14 protein-coding genes are annotated in these 15,337 nt (G+C 72.8%); 6 read left to right on the forward strand and 8 right to left on the reverse strand.

The window, feature by feature from the left end:
* The first annotated feature begins 284 nt into the window (after positions 1-284).
* A complete protein-coding gene (locus tag AB0J72_RS19175; protein ID WP_363400431.1) occupies positions 285-1,025 on the forward strand; it encodes a glycoside hydrolase family 16 protein in 741 nt (246 codons plus the stop codon).
* A 7-nt stretch (positions 1,026-1,032) separates the two neighbouring features.
* Here the strand turns inward: AB0J72_RS19175 and AB0J72_RS19180 are convergent, their stop codons facing one another.
* Positions 1,033-2,046, reverse strand: a complete 1,014-nt coding sequence (locus AB0J72_RS19180; RefSeq protein WP_363400433.1) for a LacI family DNA-binding transcriptional regulator — start codon at positions 2,044-2,046, stop codon at positions 1,033-1,035.
* A 223-nt stretch (positions 2,047-2,269) separates the two neighbouring features.
* Between AB0J72_RS19180 and AB0J72_RS19185 the strand changes: the two genes are divergently transcribed.
* Positions 2,270-3,553, forward strand: coding sequence for a hypothetical protein (locus AB0J72_RS19185; RefSeq protein WP_363400435.1), 1,284 nt, complete (start codon positions 2,270-2,272; stop codon positions 3,551-3,553).
* A 37-nt stretch (positions 3,554-3,590) separates the two neighbouring features.
* Positions 3,591-4,553 (forward strand): DUF4261 domain-containing protein, encoded by a 963-nt coding sequence (locus tag AB0J72_RS19190; RefSeq protein ID WP_363400437.1) that lies wholly within the window; start codon positions 3,591-3,593, stop codon positions 4,551-4,553.
* A gap of 21 nt (positions 4,554-4,574) precedes the next feature.
* Here the strand turns inward: AB0J72_RS19190 and AB0J72_RS19195 are convergent, their stop codons facing one another.
* The 3 genes from AB0J72_RS19195 to AB0J72_RS19205 are packed head-to-tail and all read right to left on the reverse strand — an operon-like array spanning position 4,575 to position 7,625.
* Positions 4,575-6,338 carry an FtsX-like permease family protein gene (locus AB0J72_RS19195; RefSeq protein ID WP_363400439.1) on the reverse strand — a complete coding sequence of 588 codons (1,764 nt, stop codon included), beginning with the start codon at positions 6,336-6,338 and terminating at the stop codon, positions 4,575-4,577.
* Between the two features lies 1 nt (position 6,339).
* Positions 6,340-7,062, reverse strand: coding sequence for an ABC transporter ATP-binding protein (locus AB0J72_RS19200; protein WP_363400441.1), 723 nt, complete (start codon positions 7,060-7,062; stop codon positions 6,340-6,342).
* On the reverse strand, positions 7,059-7,625 hold the full coding sequence (locus AB0J72_RS19205) for a PadR family transcriptional regulator (RefSeq protein ID WP_363400443.1): 567 nt from the start codon (positions 7,623-7,625) through the stop codon (positions 7,059-7,061). The genes AB0J72_RS19200 and AB0J72_RS19205 overlap by 4 nt, the downstream gene beginning before the upstream one ends.
* An 83-nt stretch (positions 7,626-7,708) precedes the next feature.
* On the opposite strand from AB0J72_RS19205, the gene AB0J72_RS19210 reads away from it, so the two are divergent.
* The 3 genes from AB0J72_RS19210 to AB0J72_RS19220 are packed head-to-tail and all read left to right on the forward strand — an operon-like array spanning position 7,709 to position 9,625.
* Positions 7,709-8,059: a helix-turn-helix transcriptional regulator gene (locus AB0J72_RS19210; protein WP_363400445.1), complete on the forward strand. Its 351-nt coding sequence runs from the start codon at positions 7,709-7,711 to the stop codon at positions 8,057-8,059.
* Between the two features lie 32 nt (positions 8,060-8,091).
* Positions 8,092-9,090 (forward strand): hypothetical protein, encoded by a 999-nt coding sequence (locus tag AB0J72_RS19215; RefSeq protein WP_363400447.1) that lies wholly within the window; start codon positions 8,092-8,094, stop codon positions 9,088-9,090.
* A gap of 46 nt (positions 9,091-9,136) precedes the next feature.
* On the forward strand, positions 9,137-9,625 hold the full coding sequence (locus tag AB0J72_RS19220; protein WP_363400449.1) for a hypothetical protein: 489 nt from the start codon (positions 9,137-9,139) through the stop codon (positions 9,623-9,625).
* Between the two features lie 60 nt (positions 9,626-9,685).
* Here AB0J72_RS19220 and AB0J72_RS19225 read toward each other — a convergent pair whose 3' ends face one another.
* From AB0J72_RS19225 to AB0J72_RS19240, 4 genes are all read right to left on the reverse strand, one after another.
* The gene (locus tag AB0J72_RS19225; protein WP_363400451.1) at positions 9,686-10,078 is read right to left on the reverse strand and encodes a nuclear transport factor 2 family protein; all 393 of its coding nucleotides are present in this window, start codon (positions 10,076-10,078) and stop codon (positions 9,686-9,688) included.
* A 443-nt stretch (positions 10,079-10,521) separates the two neighbouring features.
* Positions 10,522-11,991 carry a class II fumarate hydratase gene (fumC, locus tag AB0J72_RS19230; RefSeq protein WP_363400453.1) on the reverse strand — a complete coding sequence of 490 codons (1,470 nt, stop codon included), beginning with the start codon at positions 11,989-11,991 and terminating at the stop codon, positions 10,522-10,524.
* 4 nt (positions 11,992-11,995) lie between these two features.
* Positions 11,996-13,711, reverse strand: coding sequence for an NAD-dependent malic enzyme (locus AB0J72_RS19235; RefSeq protein WP_363400455.1), 1,716 nt, complete (start codon positions 13,709-13,711; stop codon positions 11,996-11,998).
* Positions 13,712-13,797: 86 nt separating this feature from the next.
* Positions 13,798-15,337 (reverse strand): hypothetical protein (locus tag AB0J72_RS19240; RefSeq protein ID WP_363400457.1); only part of this gene is annotated, 1,540 nt, incomplete at its 5' end.

Consider the following 15,337-nt stretch of genomic DNA (forward strand, 5'->3'; position numbering starts at 1 on the left):
TCTCGTCGGGCCGTCGATAGACGCCGACAATTGGTAGCGCTTCCAGTTTCAAGCTAGCGGCGGGCGGTCGTGACGTAAAGAGGCAGGGCTCGATCCTTGACAACAGCGCCGCAGGGTCACACGCTTTCATCGACGTAGCCGGGTCAGATCGACTGGAAGCGCTTCCGGTCTCCCCCAACCTGCCGGCACCGCGTCCGGGATCCCGCCAAATCCCCGTTCGTCGTGCGTGAGCAGCGGCTCCGCACGGCTTGTAGGACTGGAGACCTCACATGTTGCGGACTCGATTGACCGCGTTGGTCCTCGCCACCCTCGGCCTCACGGCCGTGCTGAGCGTGCCCAACGCGGAGGCAGCCATCGGACCCAGCTTCGTGGACAACCTGAACTCGTTCGACACCGGTCGCTGGCACAAGGCCGACGGCTACAGCAACGGCAGCATGTTCAACGCCGGCTGGCGCGCCGACCACGTCTGGTTCAGCGGCGGCGTCATGGGCATCAACCTGGACACCGCGTCCTGCCCGGGCGGCTGCTCCGGCAAGCCCTACGCCTCCGGCGAATACCGCAGCAACGACCTGTTCACGTACGGGCGCTTCGAGGCGCGGCTGAAGGCCGTCAAGAACCCCGGCACGGTGACCTCGTTCTTCACCTACACCGGGCCCAGCGACGGGCAGCCGTGGGACGAGATCGACGTGGAGATCCTCGGCAAGAACACCAACCAGCTGCAGACCAACTACTTCACCGGCGGTGTCGGCGGGCACGAGACCGTCATCAACCTCGGGTTCGACGCCTCGGCCGGCTACCACGACTACGCCTTCGAGTGGTGGAACGGCGGCACCATCAACTGGTTCGTCGACGGCCGGCTCGTCCACCAGGAGAACGGCTCGCGCGGGGCGCTGCCCACCCACCCGCAGCGCATCATGATGAACCTGTGGCCCGGTGTCGGCGTCGACGGCTGGCTGCAGCCGTTCAGGTACCCGGGCAGGACCCTGACCGCCACCTACGACTGGGTGAAGTACACCCGGTACTGAACCGGCGTCAGGCCGACTCGCGCACGACGAGCTTCGCGGGCAGGATCAGCGACGCCGGCTGGGCGCCGTCCAGCAGTTCGACCAGCATCCGGGCCGCCTCGCGGCCCAGCGACTGCACCGGCTGGTGCATGGTGGTGAGCGTCGGGTCGGTGTGCAGCGCGATGGGCATGTCGTCGAAGCCCACCACGGCGACGTCGCCGGGCACCGCGCGGCCGGCGTCGCGCAGCACCCGCAAGGCCCCGGCCGCCATGTTGTCGTTGGCGGCGACCACGGCGTCGAGGTCCGGATGCGCGTGCAGCAGCGCGCGCATCGCCCCGGCGCCGCTCGCCTCCAGGAAGTCGCCGGGAGCGGTCGCGTACGGCTCGAGGCCGGCCAGGAGCAGCGCCTCCGCATAGCCGCGAAGGCGCTCCCGGCCCACGGCGGTGTCCTCCGGACCGGTGATCATCGCGATGCGACGGCGCCCGGCGCGCAGGAGATGCTCGGTCGCGGCCCGCGAACCGCCGGCGTTGTCGACGTCGACGTAGTAGGGCGGCGTCCCGTGTACCGGCAGGCCGATGAACACCGTCGGCAGGCCCGACTTCGTGGCGATGTCGATCATGGGGTCGGCGCCGCGCGTCGCGACCAGCATCACGCCGTCGGCCCCCCGGGTCTGCAGGAAGTTCCGCAGCCGCCGCTGGCCGTGGTCGTTCGTGGCCAGGCTGAGCATGAGGTGCAGGTCGGTCTTCTCCAACGCGGCGGACGCGCCGACGATGACCTGCGCGAAGAACGGGTCACCGAACACCTCGGGCCCGTCGCCGGAGACCGCCAGCACCACCACGCCGGTCTGGCGGGTGGCCAGCGCCCGCGCGCTGCGGTTGGGGGTGAACCCGAGCTCCCGGATCGCCTTCTCGACGGCGTCCCGCTTGGCGCGGCTCACGTTGGGCCCGTTGTTGATCACCCGGGAGGCGACGGTGCGGGACACCCGGGCGCGCTCGGCGACCTCATCGAGGGTCGGCGGTCGAGACGGGACCGGTGACGGCATGCGTGGTCCCTCCGCTCACGGTCCAGCCATGGTAGGTAGCCCCGTACGAACCTGTAAAGTTCCCCGGCCCGCACCCGACGGGCTCCAGCTGTGACGGCAGGCAAGGACGGTTGATCATGGCATTCGCAAGGGCCGCGCGGGGTGGTACAACGTCGCCATGAATGCCACGCGTCCCGGGCCCTGCCCATCCCGCGCGCCGATGATCGGAGGTGCAGTCGCCTTCGTGGTCATTGTCGCGCTCCAGGCTTGGGCGGATGTACCCCGGGACTGGGCCGTCCCGCTCGCCTTGGCGCTCTACGGGGTGGTGGTCACCGTTGCCCTCGTGTTGCTCGTCCGCGCCGCGCGGGCTTCGCGACGTGACGACCCGTCGGCGTGGCTGGTTCTCACGCGCGGCGGCTTCGCGGTGCGGCCGGCGATGCCGCTCGGGCCGGCCGTCGGCATGCTGGCCGTGTGCCTTGCCCTGCTGGCCGGTCCGGCCGTCGGCGAGTGGCGTGCTGTGATCCAGGCGCCGCCGACCGTCGTGGTCGACGCCGCGTTCGCGTTCGTCATGAGCGCACCGGTGCTGCTGGGCGTGGTTGTTGCGGCGTTGATGGTGCCCGTTGCCTGGCGCGGTTACGCGGTCGAGCTGACCCCGGCCGGGATCCGATCGCGCGGCCCCCTGCACCGACGCGTGCTGCCGTGGCAGGCCCTCGCCGCGCAGGCCGGGCATCAGGCCGGGCGCGTCTGGCTCGTCGTGGACCGGCCGGAACTGGTGCTCCAGCGGGGTGTGCCGGTCCTGGACTCGCGGGAACGGCCGACGCTGTCCTCTAGGCGGGCGGCGCCTGCGTTGGCGGAGGCGATCGCCTGGTACCTGGCGCATCCCGGTGAGCGGGCCGGCATCGGCACCCCGGCCGGGTTTGACCGGCTGCGGGCGCGCCTCGAGTCGGCGGCACCGCAACAGCCCGCGCCACCACCTCCCGCCGGGGCGGCGCTGGGGAGGTCCGGCCGCATCAGCGCGATCGTGCGGCTGGTCCATGCCGCGGCCGCGATCGCCGCCGTTACCGCGGCCGCGGATCTGAGCATCGCGATCGTCTTCCGCGACCGCCTCCTCGCAGCCGAGCACGCCATCGCCGCGTCGGATCCGGTGCCGCCGGAGGGTGAGCTGTTGTTCACCACCGACACGGTGGGGTTCGCGACGGGTGCGGCGACGGTCGCGCTGATCGTCACGCTGGTCCTGGCAACGGCCGGGGTCGCGTTGGTCCACAAGGTGCGGGCCGGCTCCGGGCCCGCACAGACCGGGCTGACCATCCTGTCGGGCGTTGTGGCGGTCATGGCGCTGTGTTCCGGCACGATGTCGGTCCTACCCCTGGCGGCGGAACCCGTGGCAGGCACCGGCCTGAACGTCTGGGCGGCGTTCCGGCTGATCGAGAGCCTGTCGCTGACCGGGTTGGCGCTGTTGGTCCTCGTCCTGCTCGTCGGCTCCAAACCCGGTGCCCCCTTACGCCCGGACGCACAGAGCTGGGCATGATCCGAGAGCCTGGCGCCGGGGTACTACTCTCCGCCGCATGTCTGATGATCATGCGTACGGTGTGACGCTCTTCGTCCCGGGTACAGCGGCGACGATGGCGCAGTGGCAGGACTCGCTCGGACGTTCCGGGCTGACGCTGGACGGCCAGTCGCTCACATCGCAGCGCCTCGGCTTCCGCGCGCCGGTGGACTGGGTGGAGAACGACGGCTCGTTCGGCCAGGCGTTCGGCTACGGCACGATGTCGGCGCAGGAGCAGTCCGCCATCGCCGCGGCCGGCAGCGCTCTGGTCCTGGATCTGCCGGTGTACCTCGGTGCGGCGGCGGACGAGGTCGCGACGCTGATCGCCGCGCTGGGCGACGCCGGAGCGCTGGGCGTGCGGCTGGAGCAGTCGAAGCTGGGCTGGTCCGTCCCGCACTGGCTGGAGAGTCTCGAGGGCGGCGACCCGTGGCTGCTCTACCGGTGCGCCGTCGTGGTGCTGCAGGACGGCGGTGTGTCGCGAACCTGCGGCATGCACGCGTTCGGGCTGCCGGACGCGCAGGTCGAGGCCCCACCGGCCGAGGCCAACCGGCTCCTCGGCGAGTTCAACGTGTACCAACTGGCGGAAGACCCCGTGCTGGTCAGCGGCGACACCTTCAGGCCCGACCTGGACACCGCTCGCCGCCGCCTCGAGCGCTGGCCCGACGACGGGTATCCGCAGGGCCACCCCTGCAACAACCCCTTCGGCACCTGGCGTCTGGGCTCCGAGGGAGGCGTGGCGGATCCCCGGCGCGAGCTTCGACCCGTATTCATTCCCGCGCTGGCGGCCCTCCTCCACGCCGCCGAGGCGGAGGCCGGCCGGCACCTCAGCCGCGAAGAGGTGGAGCGCGTCACCGGCGAAGGCGTCTGCATGATGATGACCCACGCCGACGCGCAGCAGCTCGACCGCAGCCGCGGCTACGCGGACCTCGAGCCCGACCTCGCCTGGCAGCAGTGGCAGGTCCTGCGCGAGTCCCGAGCCTGACATCGCGGGCGACCTCGGTGGTCAGGTCGGTGCGGACTGGAGGGTTTCCACGACCGGGTGGCGGGTGGCGACGACCGCGGGGACGGCGGTGAGCGCGGCGACGGCGAGCAGGACGCCGAGTGCGGTGGCGAGCAGCCACGGACCGGGTGGGTACTGGACCTCGCCGGTGCTGACGGACGCGACGAGCCCGATGCCGGCCGGGATCCCCGCGGCGACGCCGGGTATGGCGGGAAGCAGCTGCGCTGCCGCCAGGCCCGCGCCGGCCTGCGCGGGCGTGGCACCGAGCGCCCGCGCGACGGCCAGCGGCTGCCGGGCGTCGAGGACCGCGGTCCAGGCGCTCACGACGGCGTTGATGAGCGCGAGCACGCACAGCACGACGGTGAGCAGGAGCGTGGCCTGCTCGCCGCGTTGCCACCGGGGGTCGGCGAGCTCCGTGTAGCCGAGGTCGAAGTGCACCACCCGGGTGTTGACCATGAGGATGGCGACGAGCGCGGTCGTGGTGATCAGGGTGTTCACGGTGACCAGCCGGGCGCGGCCCGGCCGGCGCGCGTTGATGCGCACCCCGATCAGCAGGGCGGTGGGCAGCCGCCGCGACAGCCGGATGCGCCACCGCCGGCGCCGCGGTGGCGCCGCGCCGTCGGCCAGCGCGTGGACGGTGCTGGTGGTGGCGGCGCGTATCACCGGTACCAGGGTCGCCGCCACGGCGATCGTGAGGGCGAGGGCCGTGACGGCGACCGCCGTACGCAGCGCCGGTGGCTGGGCGTTGACGGAGCCGATGAGCCCGGCGCTGGGGCGGATCAGCACGGGCGCGGCGAACCAGCCCGCGGCCAGGCCCGTGGCGGCGGCGGCGAGCCCGATCACGAGGTACTCGGCGAGGTGGACGGCGGCGATCATGGCCGGTCCGGCGCCGGCGGCCTTGAGCAGCCCGACCCGGCGGCGCCGGGTGATGATCCGGCCCGCGACGATGCCGGCGACCCCGGCCAGCGCCAGGCCGCTGAGCAGCCAGCTGCCGACGAGCAGCGTGATCTGCGCGTCGCTGTACAGCCGGCCGTTGAGGTGGCCGATCTCCTGCCAGGTGGTGAGCTGGTCGCCGACGGCGTACGTGGTGCTGGCCGCCGGGTCGGTGAGCTTGAGGTTGAGGGTGTACGACAGCGGCTGACCGCCCGCGAGTTTGGCGATGTCGCTGCCGTCGACCCAGACGAGGCCACCGCGCTCGACCAGGATGCTGCCGGGGTAGTGCCATCCGGCGTACGGGTAGGTCGCCCTGGCGGCGGTGACCGCGGTCCCGGTCACGCGCAGCGGATGGCCGCCGATGTCGACCGTGTCGCCGGTGCGGATGCCGAGGGCGTCGGCGAAGGCGCGCTCGACGACCACGCCGCCGGGGCGTACCCAGGTGCCGCCGGTCACGGCGGGCCGGTCGATCGGTGCGGGTGCGGTGTCGCGGCCCTGGACGACGGCGTGCGCGGACGTGCCGCCGGCCGTCATCGTCAGGTACGCGATCGGGAAGGGGCCGCTGTGACCGGTGACGCCGGCCGCGGTGGTCAGCGGTGCGAGCTCGTCCAGCGCGGCCTGGCCGGTGGCCCGGGGTGTCACGATCACGTCCGGGCCGGCGGTGGCGGTCCGGGTCTGCTGGAACGGCCGTTCGGCGAGCTCGTTGAGGGTGAGGCCGAGGGTCAGCGTGGCGGTGGCGGCGGTGATGGCGACCAGCAGCAGGACGGTCTCGGCCCGGCGGCGGCGCAGGTCCCGCACCAGCAGCCGGCAGACCAGCAGGAGGCGCCCGGACACCTCAGCGCCGCCCGTCGTGGACGGTGCCGGTGACGGTGAGCCGGTTGTCGTCGGCGAACGCCCCGTCGCGCATGGAGATCACCCGGTCGGCGACCGCCGCGATGCGGGCGTCGTGGGTGACCACCACGACGGTCTGCCCCGCGGTGCGCAGCTCCTCGAACAGCCGCAGCACGTCCAGGGTGGCGGCGCTGTCCAGGTTGCCGGTGGGTTCGTCGGCCAGGACGACCAGCGGCTCGTTGCTCAGCGCGCGGGCGATGGCGACCCGCTGGCGCTGGCCACCGGACAGCGCCGAGGGCAGGTGACCGGCGCGGTCGGCGAGCCCGACCCGGTCGAGCAGGTGCAGGGCACGCCGGCGCGCCTCGCGGGGCCGCTGGCCGGCCAGCAGCGCGGCCAGCTCGACGTTCTCCACGGCGGTGAGCTCATCCATCAGGTGGAACGCCTGGAAGACGAACCCGACGCTGTCCCGCCGCAGCCGGGCCAGGGCCCGTTCGCTCATCGTGTCGATCCGGTGGCCGGCCAGCCACACCTGCCCGCCGGTGGGGCGTTGCAGCCCGCCGAGCAGGTGCAGCAGGGTGGACTTGCCGCAGCCGCTGGGGCCCATGATGGCCAGTGCCTGCCCGGCGGGCACGTCCAGGTCGACCTCGTCGACCGCGCGGACCAGCCCGCCGTCCTCGCCGTACCGCCTGGTCAGCCCGCGCGCCCGCAGCACCGTCGATCCGGTCACGCCCCCGCCTTCCGTCCGGTCCGGTCACGCGCGGTCCAGATGCGCTCGCACGCCTCCAGCCACTCCAGGTCGGCCCGCAGCCGCAGCACGACACCCTCCAGCAGCAGCCCGGCGACCGGGTCCACCGACCGGTCCAGCGCGGCCCGCTGCGCGTCGCGGAGCCGGCGCAGCACCTCGCGCCGCTGGGCGTCGACCAGGGCCACGGGATCGGCCAGCCGGGCGGCCGCGGCGGCCACCAGCTTGAGATGGAACTCCGTGAGATCGGGCCTCGGCCAGCTCACCTCGGTCAGCCACGCGCCGACCCGCTGCTGCCCTGCCGGGGTCAGCGCGTGGACCCGGCGGTCGGGCCGGTCCGGCAGGCCCTCGGCCCGCTCCGAGGTCACCAGTCCGGCCTTCGTCAGCCGGGTCAGCGTCACGTAGATCTGCCCGGCGTTCATCGCCTCGCCCAGCGGGCCGAGCGCGTCCCGCATCCGGCTGCGCAGCTCGTAGCCGTGCGCCGGCTCCTTCGCCAGCATGGCCAGCACCACGTCCTGCACCCAGCCGCCCCTCAGGTAGATCGCCAATAGATAACCGCTATCTATGGCGCTGTCAACCTCGGCAGGCGGCGAGGTTCCCCCATACCTTCGCAGCCGATATATTGAACCGCGTGGAAACCCCACTGCGTGAACCGACATTCCTGATCCTCACCGCCCTCGCCGGCGAGCCGATGCACGGCTACGGCCTGATCGCCGAGGTGGCCCGGCTGTCCGACGGCCGCATCTCGCTGCGCCCCGGCACGCTGTACGGCGCGCTGGACCGGCTGGTCGACGCGGGCCTCGTAGGCGTCGACCATGAGGAGATCGTCGACGGCCGGCTACGCCGCTACTACCGGCTCACCGAGCCGGGCGGCGACCTGCTGGCCGCGGAGACCGAACGCATGCGCCGCAACGTCAAGGCGGCAACCACCCGGCTGCGCGCCCTCAAGGCCGCGCCCCGTCTGAGTCGAGGACTCGCATGAGCCCGCCGGAAAGCCGTCCGGACCGCCCTGCGGTGACCGATCTCGAACGGCGCTATGCACGCTGGACGGCGCTGTTCTATCCGGCCGACTACCGGCGGGAGCGCGGCTCTGAGCTGGTGGACACCTACCTGTCCCTGGCCGAGCCCGGCCGCAGGAGGCCGTCGCCGGCCGACATCGCCGATCTCGCGGCCGGTGGGCTGCGCCGGCACCTCCGGACCGCACCCGGCGTCACTGCCGGCTTCCGGCTCGCCGGCCTGCTCGCCCTGACGACGGCCGCCGCGTTCGCGAGTGCGTGGGCGGTGCTCGAGGTGATGGCACCCATCAAGTTCTGGTCTCGGTACACCGGGCCTGTCATGTCCCTCGGGATGGCGGCGTGGGCGGTCTGGCTGCTGGCCGCTGTCGTGCACCTTGTCGCTCCCGGCCGGTGGTACCGCCGCGCGGCGGTCATCGCCGTGCTGGTCACCGCGGCTGTCGTGCCGGCCGGGATGCTGACCGGACTGTTCCGCCCGCCGCTGATCGTGCTGGTGCCTCAGCTCGTCCTCGGCATCGTCGCGCTCGGCGCCGACGCAGGGCGCCGCTGGTGGGTCCGGCTGGCGCCGCTCGCCGCCGCGGCATCGGCCGTACCGGTCACCCTGGTCACCGAGGCACGCCTGGACTTCTACGGCGGCTACTACCTGCCCGCCGTGGAAGCGTTGCCGGCCGCCGGGGTGACGCTGCTCATCGGTGCGACACTGCTCGCGCTCGGCTTTGCCGCCCGGCACGACCTCCGCGGCGCCTGGGCGCTGCTGTTCCTGCTCACGCCGATCGGCATGCTCGCGCTGAACCCGATCGGCGCGATGCTGGATGACTCCGGCCCCGGACGGCCCCAAGTCCCGGTGTGGTCGTCCATGGCCACCGCCGCGGTACTGGTCGCCGTGGTGGGACCAGTACTGCTGACCTTGGCCCTCGCCGCTCAAGGCCGGCGCTCGACAGGTGACCGGCCGCTGCCGGCCCACTGCCCAACTTGCGGCGCCCCGTCAAACTCCGCGTAGTGCGCCACCGCCGGTCGGATGCACACAGATGGAAAGGACGCACGGCGTGGAGGAATGGGAGTTCGACGACGACGTCATGGAGCGGTTGACGGCGTCCGACGGGTTGACCGTCGAAGCACCCACGTTTCGGCCGGAGCTGGCAACGGCGGTGGTGACGGCACTGCGCGCCGACTACGACATCGACGTCGTGGTGGGCTGCCTGTCGCTGGGAACGCTGCCGACCCTGCTCGAGACCGCAACGGCCGAGCCCGACGAGGAAGCCCGTGAACTGCTCGACGAGGTCATCGAGCAGCTGCTGTCGGCCCAGCCCGGCGAGGGCGGTGCCGCGGTCCGGCAATGGGCGGCGGCCGGCGATCCGCGGGTGCGCGCCGCCGGGCACCTCGGCCTCGGCCGCTTCCGCGCCGCCGGCGGCGACTCCTGGCTCGTCGGCCGCTGGCGCGACGAGGACGAGGCGCTCGTTGAGCACGGGCTCGCCGACCCCGATCCGGCCGTCCGGGCGGCCGCCCGCACCGCATACCTGGCCGCCGACGAGTGAGCGGGCCTTGGGCCAGCACCTTTACGCGGGATGTCCGCGTACCTGACCTCGGTGGTGCGTCTATCCGGCGGTGGCCTCGCGCTGGATCTGCTCGAACTGGGCGGCCATCGCGGCGGCCAAGGCCTGTGCGGCGGACAACGGGCGAACCATGACCGTCAACTCGTCGATCAGGCCGCGCTCGTCCAGGTGCAGGAAGTCGCAGCCCTCGACGGCGACGTCGCCGATCCGCGCCGCGAACACCAGCGCGTGGTCGCGACCGCCCTCGTCGCCGAACTCACGGAGGTACCGGAAGTCCTCGAAGACCCGCAGTACGCCGCGCAGGATCGCAGCGGTGATGGCCTTACCCGGGTAGGGTTTGAACGCCACGGGACTGCGAAACACCACATCGTCGGCCAGGGTCGCCGCGATGGCATCGGGGTCACGGGCCTCAACCGCAGCACGAAAGTCGATCACCGCGCCAGCATACGGTCCGGTCCTGTCCTTGCTCGAGCGCTTCGGGAGGAGCTGGGCATCGACGTCGCGGTGCCGGCGGGTCCGCCAGTCGTGAGCCGCGGCTCGGTGTGTCGTTCGGCGTGCCTCCGGGAAACGGAAGCAGGCCCGTGACGTGATCACCGCGTTGCAGCGGAAGCTGCTGCCGGCCGACACCCCCGCGTGACCCGCACCGCACGTCCCACAGCGCCGCGAAGTCTGGGTGCACAACGCGAGGCCGCGGTCCGTCCCCGCCGAGCAACGACTGGCCCGCGGCGGCGCCCGTCTCCCCCACCGTCAACGCGCCCGCGCCGCAGCCGCGCCGCCCGGCCGAGTCGGCCACCGCGGGCGGAAGCCCCCTCCTGCGCGCCTTCCTGTCCTTCATAGTGGGCATCGGGGTGTCGATCCTGGGCACGTATGGCGGTGGTTCAGCCGGTGTCGGCCGCGCCTGCGTGGGTGAGGTCCTCGGGCACGACGATCCGCTCGTACATCTCGTCGCTGACGCCGCGACGCAGTGCTGCCTCCTTGAGGGACAGGTTGTCGTCGATGGCGAGGTGTGCGATCTCGGACGCCTTGTCGTAGCCGATGACCGGTGACAGGGCGGTGACCATCATGACCGAGCGGTCCACGTTCTGCCGGAGCTGGTCGCGGTCGAGGCGGACGCCTTCGACGAGGAACTCGCGGAAGTGCTCGGCGGCGTCGGCGAGGATGCGGATCGAGTGCAGGACGTTGCTGATGACGACGGGACGGAAGGCGTTGAGCTCGAAGTTGCCCTCGTTGCCGCCGATGGCCACGGCGGTGTCCGACCCGAGCACCTGGACGCACACCATGAGCATCGCTTCGGCCTGGGTCGGGTTGACCTTGCCGGGCATGATCGAGGAGCCGGGCTCGTTGGCCGGCAGGAGCAGCTCGTGCAGGCCGGTGCGCGGTCCGGAGCCGAGCCAGCGGACGTCGTTGGCGAACTTGAACAGCGCCGTGGCGATCCCACGCAGCGCGGCCGACGTGCGCACGAGCGCGTCCAGGGAAGCCTGGGCGGCGAACTTGTTGGGCGCGGTGACGAACGGCCGGCCGGTCAGCTCCGCGATCACCGCGGCGGTGTCCTCGTCGAAGCCGGCCGGGGCGTTGAGGCCGGTGCCGACGGCGGTGCCGCCCATCGCCAGCCGGTACAGGCCGCGCCTGGTCGTGGCGAGGTGTTCGACGGCGTCCTCGAGCTGGGCGGCGTAGCCGGACCACTCCTGGCCGACGGTGAGCGGGGTGGCGTCCTCCAGGTGTGTCCGGCCGATCTTCACGACGTCGGCCCATTCGCGGCTCTTGACCACGGTGGCGTCGTGCAGCCTGGCGAGCGCCGGCAGCAGGTGCTCCTCGATCGCGACGACCGCGGCGATGTGCATGGCGGTGGGGAAGGTGTCGTTGGAGGACTGGCCCATGTTGACGTCGTCGTTCGGGTGTACCGGCGTCTTGCTGCCCAGTTGCCCGCCGACGAGCTGGATCGCGCGGTTGGAGATCACCTCGTTGACGTTCATGTTGGACTGGGTGCCGGAGCCGGTCTGCCAGACGTACAGCGGGAACTCGCTGTCGAGCGCGCCGGTGATCACCTCGTCGGCCACCCGTGCGATCAGGTCGGCCTTCCACTGCGGCATCCGCCCGGCGCGGGCGTTGACGATCGCCGCGGCCTTCTTGACGTAGCCGTAGGCGTGGTAGACCGCCTTGGGCATGCGGTCGTCGCCGATGTCGAAGTGGACCAGGGAGCGCTGGGTCTGCGCCCCCCAGTAGTGGTCGGCCGGGACGGCGACCGGGCCGAGCGAGTCGGTTTCGGTGCGGGTGCCGGTGGCGTCGATGCCGATCGGCACGTCGTGCACCTCGGGCACGCCGCCGCCGGTCGGCTTGGGTTCGGCCATCTCGTCACCCGGCCTTGACCGGACGGTACTCCGGCTGCCACATCGCGTCCCGTACCTGCCGTGCCGGGTCGGTGAGCTCGGCACGGGCCAGACCCTCGTCGGCGGCCCGCTGCGCCACGGCGGCCGCGACGGTGGCCGACACCTCCCGCAGGTTCTCCACGTGCGGCAGCAGCGACGCGCCGGGTGTGCTCACGTCCACCAGGCCGGCGACGGCTTCGGCGGCGGCCGCGAACATCCCGTCGCTGATCCGCTTGGCCCTGGCGACGATGGCGCCGAGGCCGAGCCCGGGGTACAGCAGGGCGTTGTTCGCCTGCCCGATGCCGTACGTGACGCCCTGGTAGGTGACCGGCGGGACCGGGATGCCGGTGGCGATGAGCCCGCGGCCTTCGGTCCACGCGATGAGCTGGTCGGGCATCGCCTCGATGCGTTCCGTCGGGTTGGACAGCGGGAAGATGACGGGCCGGTCCACGTGCCCGGCCATCTCCTTGACGATGGCCTCGGTGAACGCGCCGTGCACGGTCGAGGTGCCGACCAGCATGGTCGGCCTGCCGTTCGCGACGGTCTCCCGCAGGCCGATGCGGCCGCCCCGTCGCCAGGCGGCGACCTCGCCGGCCGGCCGGGCGTACGGGGTCTGGTAGTCGCGCAGGTCGGTCATGTCGTCGGTCAGCAGCCCCTGCTTGTCGACACACCAGATCTGCCGGATCGCGGTGTCCCGGTCCGCGCCGTCGCGGATCATCGCGTCGCGGAGCTGGTCGGCGATGCCGACCCCGGCGGTGCCGGAGCCGAAGATGACGATCCGCTGGTCCCGCATCCGGGTGCCGGCCACCCGCACGGCGCTCAGCGCCGCGGCGAGCACGATCGCGCCGGTGCCCTGCATGTCGTCGTTGAACGTGCACACCCGGTCGCGGTAGCGCTCCAGGATCCGCCGGCCGTTGCTCGGCCCGAAGTCCTCCCAGTGCAGCAGCGCGTTCGGGAACAGCTTGGTCGCCGCCCGCACGTAGGCGTCGATGAACTCGTCGTAGCGCTGCCCGCGCTCCCGGGCGTGCCGGTTGCCGAGGTAGTCCGGATCGTTGAGCAGCTCCTCGTTGTCGGTGCCGACGTCGAGCGCGACCGGGATCACCCGGCCCGGGTCGATGCCGGCGGCGGCGGTGTACACGGCCAGCTTGCCGACCGCGATGTCGATGCCGCCGGAGCCCCAGTCGCCGATCCCCAGGATCTCCTCGGCGTCGGAGGCGACGATCAGGTCCACGTCGTCCGCGCCCAGCCCGGCGTCGGCCAGCGCCTTCTCCACCCGGTCGGGTTCGTCGACCGACAGGTACACCCCACGCGGTCGGCGGTACTCGTGGCTGTACCGCTTGATCGCCTGACCCACGGTCGGGTCGTAGACGACCGGCAGCATCTCGCGCAGGTGCTCGGCCAGCAGCCGGTAGAACAGCACCTCGTCGTTGTCCTGCAACATGGCCAGGAAGATGTTCTTGTGCAGGTCGGAAGGCTGGCGGTGGTACTGCTCGTACACCCGCCGCACCTGGTCGTCCAGGGACAGGACCGCCGGCGGTAGCAGCCCCTCCAGCCCCAGCGCGGTGCGCTCCTCGTGGGTGAAGGCCGTGCCCTTGTTCAGCAAGGGTGTGCCGAGCACCTCCGCGCCACGGGCCGTGGTGACGTATGTGCCGTTCTCCGACCGGAACTTCCGCTTCGCGGCCACCCGCGTGCCTGCGGTCATCGAAACGCCTCCGAGTCTTCTCAGTCACGTTCACAACCGCCGGTCCCACTACCCGCTGTCGGCCGACTACACCTCCGGCCGGGGCGTCACGGCGGGCTGGTCGCGGCGAGGATGGTGTGGCTGTCGCGGAGCAGGGCGAGGTCGAGGGCGACCTGCATGGAGGACCAGCCGTTGAGCGCGGCGCTGTGCCGGAACCGCTCCCGCAGTTCGGCGGCGAGGAGATCGCGCATCGGCCGGGCCGCCGGCCCGATCGTGGCGAGGTGGGCGGCGATCTTCGAGCGGAGTCCCGGCCTGGCGGTCCAGAGCCGGGTGAGGGCCGGCAGCGGGGTCTCGGCGTCGCCGGCGACCCGCCAGAGGGCCTGGGCCGCGGCGACGTGGATGTCGTCGTCGTCGATGTCGATGAGGGCGCGCAGGGATGCTTCGAGGGCGGCCCCGGCCGGGCCGAGCCGGCCGGCCGCTTCGGCGGCGAAATACGAGGCGTCCCACGGGTCGTCGAGGTGGCGGGCGAGCAGCTCGACCGACTGCGTCGCCTCGCCCGTGACCTGCCACAGTGCGACGGCCGCGACGATCCCGCCGTCGCGGTCGAGCGTGGCCCGCAGTGCCGGGACGGCCGCCGCCGCGTCCGGGCCGATGCTGCCGAGCGCGGTGGCGGTCATCAGGTCGATCGGTCCGGCGAGCAGCTCGGGCACGGCCTCGGCGGCCGCCGGGCCGAGCGCCGCGGCGACCTGGGTCAGGACCCTGCGGTGTCCGGCCGCGGCATCGCCGGTCGACCCGGCGCAGCGGCGGCAGACGGTGGGCAGGAGGTCGGGCGCCGTCGTCGCGTACCGGGCCGCGAGCGGGGCGGCGTTGCCCGGCGGGACGTCGCAGTCGACGATCGCCCGGACGGCGGACAGCGCCCGGTCGTCGTCGAGCGCGGCCAGCGCCCAAACGGTCGGGCCGACGGTCGGCTCCCACCCCGGCCAGGTGACGACCCAGGGCGGGGGCCCGTCGCCGTACCGGGACTCGGGGGCGGCGGATGCGACGGCGGCGGCCAGCGCGTCGGCGGCGGGTGCGGCGAGCGCGGCGAGGTGTTGCAGGACGAGTGCGGCCCGGCCGGCCAGGCGACCGTCGGCGAGCTGGGCGCCGACGAGCGTGACGAGGTCGGTGTAGTCGCCGCGCCAGTACCCGATGAGGCCCAGGGCCGGGCGCAGCGCGGCGGATCGCGCCGCCGGCGGGCCGGCCGACAGCAGGCCGGTGAGCAGCGCGACACGGTCCTCGATCCGCTCGGCGAGGGCCAGGCTGAGGTCTTCCACGAGCGCGTCCCGGCTGCCGGCCGGCCGCAAGCCGCTGATGTGCGTCGGCGTCACCACCGAAGAGAGGTCCTGCCAGCGCGACACGTCCAGGGCCGGCAGCGTCTCCGCCACCGCCCGCAGGTCCGCCCGGAGCAGTTCGGCCACGACCGGGATCAGGTCGCTGGCGAGCGCTTCCGGGGCCGTGTCGACGAGGTCGGCGGCCGCGGCGAGCCTGCACCGCACGTCCGCGGCGGACCAGTCTGTGAACCAGTTCGTGAACCAGGTGCCGACCGCGGCCGGGTCGACGCCGGAGACCAGGCCCACGGCGGCGAGCCGGCCAAGGCCCGCGACCGCC

Source organism: Dactylosporangium sp. NPDC049742, assembly GCF_040674675.1.
GTDB classification, from domain to species: domain Bacteria; phylum Actinomycetota; class Actinomycetes; order Mycobacteriales; family Micromonosporaceae; genus Dactylosporangium; species Dactylosporangium maewongense.

What these genes read in the sequence shown, in the direction of transcription:
- AB0J72_RS19190 (WP_363400437.1), top strand. Translation starts at nt 3,591, where the DNA reads ATGTCTGATGATCATGCGTACGGTGTGACGCTCTTCGTCCCGGGTACA.
- AB0J72_RS19180 (WP_363400433.1), bottom strand. Translation starts at nt 2,046, where the DNA reads ATGCCGTCACCGGTCCCGTCTCGACCGCCGACCCTCGATGAGGTCGCC.
- fumC (WP_363400453.1), bottom strand. Translation starts at nt 11,991, where the DNA reads ATGGCCGAACCCAAGCCGACCGGCGGCGGCGTGCCCGAGGTGCACGAC.
- AB0J72_RS19235 (WP_363400455.1), bottom strand. Translation starts at nt 13,711, where the DNA reads ATGACCGCAGGCACGCGGGTGGCCGCGAAGCGGAAGTTCCGGTCGGAG.